The organism is Achromobacter sp. 1011791174 (assembly GCF_059760925.1).
On record NZ_JCBANH010000081.1, the window covers coordinates 23,932 to 29,931 of the forward strand.

The 6,000-nt window shown below is 67.9% G+C and carries 6 protein-coding genes; 1 reads left to right on the top strand and 5 read right to left on the bottom strand.

The features are described from left to right. Positions 1-185 precede the first annotated feature (185 nt). From AC6LJ5_RS23005 to AC6LJ5_RS23025, 5 genes are all read right to left on the bottom strand, one after another. A complete protein-coding gene (locus AC6LJ5_RS23005; RefSeq protein ID WP_103272294.1) occupies positions 186-890 on the bottom strand; it encodes an ABC transporter ATP-binding protein in 705 nt (234 codons plus the stop codon). Beyond that, on the bottom strand, positions 890-1,684 hold the full coding sequence (locus AC6LJ5_RS23010; RefSeq protein ID WP_392409220.1) for an ABC transporter ATP-binding protein: 795 nt from the start codon (positions 1,682-1,684) through the stop codon (positions 890-892). The genes AC6LJ5_RS23005 and AC6LJ5_RS23010 overlap by 1 nt, the downstream gene beginning before the upstream one ends. Then, complete coding sequence (locus AC6LJ5_RS23015; RefSeq protein ID WP_498141722.1) at positions 1,681-2,649, bottom strand: branched-chain amino acid ABC transporter permease; 969 nt, start codon at positions 2,647-2,649, stop codon at positions 1,681-1,683. Before AC6LJ5_RS23015 ends, AC6LJ5_RS23010 begins: the two co-directional genes overlap by 4 nt. A gap of 6 nt (positions 2,650-2,655) precedes the next feature. Then, complete coding sequence (locus AC6LJ5_RS23020; protein ID WP_103276304.1) at positions 2,656-3,576, bottom strand: branched-chain amino acid ABC transporter permease; 921 nt, start codon at positions 3,574-3,576, stop codon at positions 2,656-2,658. Positions 3,577-3,803: 227 nt separating this feature from the next. Continuing rightward, positions 3,804-4,964 carry an ABC transporter substrate-binding protein gene (locus tag AC6LJ5_RS23025; protein WP_103272291.1) on the bottom strand — a complete coding sequence of 387 codons (1,161 nt, stop codon included), beginning with the start codon at positions 4,962-4,964 and terminating at the stop codon, positions 3,804-3,806. Positions 4,965-5,330: 366 nt separating this feature from the next. Here AC6LJ5_RS23025 and AC6LJ5_RS23030 point away from each other — a divergent pair, with 366 nt between their 5' ends. After that, the gene (locus tag AC6LJ5_RS23030; protein WP_103272290.1) at positions 5,331-5,825 is read left to right on the top strand and encodes a MarR family winged helix-turn-helix transcriptional regulator; all 495 of its coding nucleotides are present in this window, start codon (positions 5,331-5,333) and stop codon (positions 5,823-5,825) included. The last annotated feature ends 175 nt before the right edge of the window (positions 5,826-6,000 follow it).

Consider the following 6,000-nt stretch of genomic DNA (forward strand, 5'->3'; position numbering starts at 1 on the left):
GGCCACGCACCGAGCTGGTGCGTGGCGCGCTTAGTGTAGAGAACCGCGCAGGCGATGGAAACGGGTGTAAACGCCTTGAAGCGTTTTGTGCGTCAAGTTTTTCCTTGCGGCAAACTATATGTGGTTTTATTGCCGTTTATGTCGCATCTTCAAACCGGCGGCGCAGGGGGATTGCGGCTTTCTCGCTACACCCCGAGATAGCGTTCCCACAGGCCGCGATCGGCGTCCAGCGCCGGCGAGTCGCCGGTCCAGACCACCTTGCCGCGCTCCAGGATCACGTGCTGGTCGGCCAGGCTGAGCAAGCGCTCGACATACTTGTCGATCACCAGGATGGTCTGGCCGGCCTCGCGCAGCCGCGCCAGGCAGTTCCAGATTTCCTCGCGGATCTTGGGCGCCAGGCCCTCGGTGGCCTCGTCCAGGATCAGCAGGCGCGGATTGGTGACCAGCGCCCGGCCGATGGCCAGCATCTGCTGTTCGCCGCCGGACAGCTGGTTGCCCATGTTGCGGGCGCGTTCGCCCAGGCGGGGAAACAGCTCGAACACCCGCTCGGGCGTCCAGGGCGCGCCGATGTCCGGATTGCGCGCCGCGACAAAGGCCGTCAGGTGCTCGCGCACCGTCAGGTTGGGAAAGCACTGCCGCCCTTCCGGCACGATGGCCATGCCCAGGCGCGCGATGCGGTCCGGACTCCAGCCGCTGATGTCCTGCCCGGCGAAGCGGATCGCGCCGCCGCGCAGCGGCAGCTGGCCGAACAGGGTGCGCAGCAGCGTGGTCTTGCCCATGCCGTTGCGGCCCAGCAAGGTCACCACCTGTCCCGCGCCGATACGCAGGTCCACGCCGAACAGCACCTGGCTCGCGCCGTAGCCGCTCTTGGCCGATTCGATCGAAAGCATCAGGCAGTCTCCTGGCGGGCGGGCGCGGTTTCCTCGTCACCCAGATAGGCTTGACGCACGTCGGCGTTCGCGCGGATCTCGTCGGGCGTGCCGGTTGCGATCACGCGGCCGTACACCAGCACCGAAATGCGGTCGGCCAGGCGGAACACGGCCTGCATGTCGTGCTCGACCAGCAGCATGGCGGCGCGGCCGCGCATGGCCTCGATCAGCTCGGTCAGCCTGAGCGTCTCGTCCGGCCCCATGCCGGCCATGGGTTCGTCCAGCAGCAGCACGGCGGGCCGGGCGGCCAGGGCCAGCGCGAACTCCACCTTGCGCTGCTCGCCGTGCGGCAGCGTACCGGCCGGACGCTCCAGCAGGCTGGCGTCGATGGCGCATTCGCGCGCCAGCTCGCGCGCCTGTTCATACAGCGCGGTCTCGGCCGCGCGCGGACGCCAGAAGCGGAAGCTGCTGCCCGCGTGCGCCTGTACCGCCAGCACCAGGTTGTCCAGCACCGAGGACTGCTTGAAGATATTGGTGATCTGGTACGAGCGCGACAGGCCCGCGGCCACGCGCTGGTGCGCGTTCATGCCGGTGACGTCGCGCCCGCCCAGCAGCAGCGTGCCGGCGTCGGCCGCCAGCGTGCCCGAGAGCAGGTGGATCAGGGTGGACTTGCCGGCGCCGTTGGGGCCGATCAGGGCATGGATCTCGCCCGGCGCCAGGCTCAGCGATACCTGGTCGGTCGCCACCAGCGCGCCGAAGCGGCGCACCAGGCCGCGCGCCTCCAGGGCTGGCACCGCGGAATTGACGGCGTTCATCGCGATCCCTCCTTGCCCGGCCGCGCCGTCGCGCGGCCGGCGAACCATGGCCCCAGCAGGCCGACCAGCCCGCGCGGCGCGCCGAACACCACGCCCAGCAACAGCACGCCCAGCGGCAGGTGCCAGTATTCCGTCCACAAGCGCAGAACCTCTTCCAGCGTCAGCATCACCACCGCGCCTGCCACGCCGCCATGGCGCAGGCCGATGCCGCCCACCAGCACCATGATCAGCAGGTTGGCCGACTGGGTCCAGTGCATCAGGCTGGGCGAGATGAACAGGTTGTGGTTGGCCAGCAGCGCGCCGGCCAGTCCGGCCGCGGCGCCGCTCAGCGTGAAGGCGGCCAGCTTGATTCGGTAGACCGGATAGCCCAGAGACTCCATGCGCGACTCGTTCTCGCGTATGCCTTGCACCGCGGTGCCGAAGCGGGAGGCCACCAGCCGTCCGAACAGCCAGGACAGGAGCGTGAACAGCGCCAGCACCAGGTAGTAGAACGACACGTCGTCGCCCAGCGACAGCCCCGGCAGCGTGGACGGACCCGGCAGGTTCAGCCCGTCCTCGCCGCCATACTGCCGCAGCGAAATAAAGATGTAGAACAGCATCTGCGCGAAGGCCAGCGTGATCATGATGAAGTACACGCCGCGCGTGCGCAGCGAGATCGCGCCGGTGATGCAGGCCAGCACGGCCGCCAGCGCCACGGCCACCGGCCAGGACACCAGCGCGGACGTCACCCCCGACATGGCCAGGATGCCCACCGCATAGGCGCCGGCGCCGAAGAAGGCCGCGTGGCCCAGCGCCACCATGCCGCCGTAGCCCAGGATCAGGTTCAGGCTGGTGGCGGCCAGCGCGTAGATCAGCACGCGGCGCACGAAGGAAATATAGAAGTCCAGGCCGAGCGCGGGCGCGACCAGGGGAAACACCGCCAGCAGGGCCAGCAGGACCAGGGTCCAGGCAGTCTGTTTGCGCATCTTGCCTTACCCCCGCGCCGGAAACAGGCCCGAAGGCCGGAACACCAGCACCGCCGCCATCAGCACATAGATGGCGATGGCCGCCAGCGTGGGCCCCACGCTGGACGCCACGGCGGGCGAGAACACCTGGCGCAGCAGCATGGGCAGGAAGGCCCGGCCCGCCGTGTCCACCATGCCCACCAGCAAGGCGCCGACGAAGGCGCCCCGGATCGAGCCGATGCCGCCGATGACGATACAGACCAGCACCAGGATCAGGATCTCCTCGCCCATGCCCACCTGCACCGAGGTGATCGGGCCGAGCAGCGCGCCGGCCACGGCAGCCAGCATGGCGCCCAGCGCGAACACGCCCAGGAACAGCAGCGGCACGCGCACGCCCATCAACGTGGCCATCTGCCGGTTGGACGCGCCGGCGCGCACCAGCACCCCGGCGCGCGTGCGCGTCACGAACCAATACAGGCCCAGCGCGGCGGCCACGCCGAAGGCGATGATCATGAGGCGGTAAGCGGGATAGAGCAGGTCCGGCAACAGTCGCACCGGTCCGGACAGCGCCGCCGGCATGTTGAGCATGACCGGCGCCGGCCCCCAGATCATCTTGACCAGGTCGTTGGCGATCAGGATGACGGCGTAGGTGCCCAGCACCTGGGCCAGGTGGTCGCGCAGCGCGAGGCGGCGGATCAGCGTGAGCTCCAACGCCACGCCGACCAGCCCGGTGGCGACGGCCGCCACCAGGACAGCGGCGGTGAAGGAACCCGTGCGTTGCATGGTCTCGGCGGCCACGTAGGCGCCGGCCATGTAGAGCGAGCCGTGAGCCAGATTCATGATGTCCATGATGCCGAACACCAGGGTCAGCCCGGCCGCGATCAGAAACAACATCAACCCAAACTGCAGACCGTTCAGCAATTGCTCGACGATCAGCGTAAACGTCATGAACACTACCCCCTGCCGCGCGCCGCCGATGGCCTGGCGCACGGTCGATTCAATATCAGATACCGCCTACCCACCGCATGCCACGAGACCAACCTCGAGGAAGTGCCCAACGACGCAACGGGTGCCCCACGATCGGGATGCCGCGGATCCGGCTTTGCCGGTCCGCAGGCATGCCCCCTTGAGGGGGCCCGCCTAGGGGGAAGCGCGTCAGCGCTTCGGGGGTGGCCCTATTTGCATTCCCCGACGTAGACGTCCTGGTACTTGTCGAAGACCTTGCCCACCAGCTTGTTGGTGATGCGGCCGCTCGCGTCCTTCTGGATCACGCGTTGGTAATAGGCCTGGATGGGATAGTGGTTCTTGCCATAGGTGAAGCTGCCGCGCACCGAGGGGTAGTCGGCCTTTTCCAGCGCGCGCACGATGGCGTCGCGATCGCTGGCCTTGCCGCCGGCCTGCTTGACCGCCGCGTCCATGGCCATGATCACGTCGTAGGCCTGGGCCGCGTAGACCGAGGGATAACGGCCGTTGTATTCCTTGCGGAAGGCTTCGACGAAGGCCTTGTTCTGCGGCACGTCCAGGTCATGCGCCCACTGGGCCGTGTTGACCATGCCCAGCATGGGCTCGCCCACGGCCTGGATCACGTCCTCGTCGGCCGAGAAGCCCGGGCCGATCAGCTTGATGCTCTGCGACAGGCCGGCAGACACGAACTGCTTGACGAAATTGATGCCCATGCCGCCGGGCAGGAAGATGTAGACCGCGTCCGGCTTGGCCGCGCGGATCTGCGCCAGCTCGGCCGCGTAGTCGATCTGGCCCAGCTTGGTGTAGACCTCGTCGCCCGGGGCGGCCTTGTAGCCGCGCTTGAAGCCGTTGAGCGCGTCCTTGCCCGCCGGATAGTCGGGGGCCATGATGAACATCTTCTTGAAGCCGCTGTCGGCCGCGACCTTGCCGGCGGCCTCGTGGAAGGCGTCGTTCTGGTACGAGGTGCCGAACCAGTACGGATTGCACTGGGCGCCGGCGAACTGGCTGGGGCCCGGGTTGTTGGACAGGTAGGGGACCTTGGCGGCGAACAGCGCGGGGCCCACGGCCAGCGCCACGTTCGAGCCGATCGGGCCGGTGAAGAAATCGACCTTCTCGCGCTGCAGGTAGCGCGTGACCAGCTGGCGGGCCTGGTCGGGATTGCCGCCCATGTCGGTCTGCAGGAATTCGGCGGGCTGGCCGCCCAGCTTGCCGCCCAGCTGCTTGATGGCGAGGTTGAAGCCGTCGCGGGCCTCGGCGCCCAGCGCCGAGAACGGACCCGAAATGTCGTTGGCGATGCCGACCTTGATGGCATCCGCCTGGGCCAGCGCCGGGACCAGGGCGGCCGCGGCGATTAGGGAAGTGATCAAACGCATGGTGGATGCTCCGTGCGCGAGCCCGCGCAGAGATGTTCTTTTTGGAGGTGCGATTCGAAAGACTTCTTCCCGGCCTGCCGGCGCCTGTGCGCCGCCGTCAAACGGGAGTCATACGGGAGCTTGCGACACCCGCCCCCGCCGCGGGACATGGGGAAGGCTGGCGTGCTTCATAGTTTAGGTTTAAAGTATTCGCCAAAACAAGTCTAGGGTTTTTACCAATAAACTACCGCATGGCTACGCTGTTCCGCTCCCCTGACCGCGCGACCTTACCCGACATTGCGCCGCCGCTCAAGACGCACGCGCCGGGCCGCGCGCCCGCGGCGCCGACGCCCGCCGACCAACCGCCCTCCCGGTAACTCTTCCGCCATGACCGACACCCCCGACCTGGAATCCCGCGCCGCGCCCGACGACCACCACGCGCTGCGCCTGTGGCTGCGCATGCTGACCTGCTGCAACCTGATCGAAGGCGAGATCCGCAGCCGGCTGCGCAACGACTTCGACACCACCCTGCCGCGCTTCGACCTGATGGCCCAGCTGCAACGCGCGCCCAAGGGCATGAAGATGGGCGAGCTGTCGCGCCACATGATGGTCACCAACGGCAATATCACCGGCATCACCGACCAGCTCGAAAAGGAAGGCCTGGTGGTCCGCACCAAGGTCGAATCCGACCGCCGCAGCTCGCTGATCAAGCTCACCCCGCAAGGCAAGAAAGCCTTCTCCCGCATGGCCCGCGCCCACGAGACCTGGGTCAAGAACATGTTCGGCGACATGCCGGAATCCAGCCGCAACGCGCTGTTCCAGGCCCTGGGCGAACTGAAGCTGCAGGTGGTGGCCACCCGCTCCGAAGCCGAGAAGGGCTGAAGCGCCTCCCGCCTACCACCAGCTATCTATAGAGGCGTCCAATCCCCCAAAGGCAGCCAAGCAAGACGCCCGCCCAACCAGGCACATCCTCCCGCCATCGGGGCAGCGCGGATCCGGCTCCGCCGGTCCGCAGCTGCGCCCCCTGGGGGGAAGCGCCCCCGGCGCTTCGGGGGGG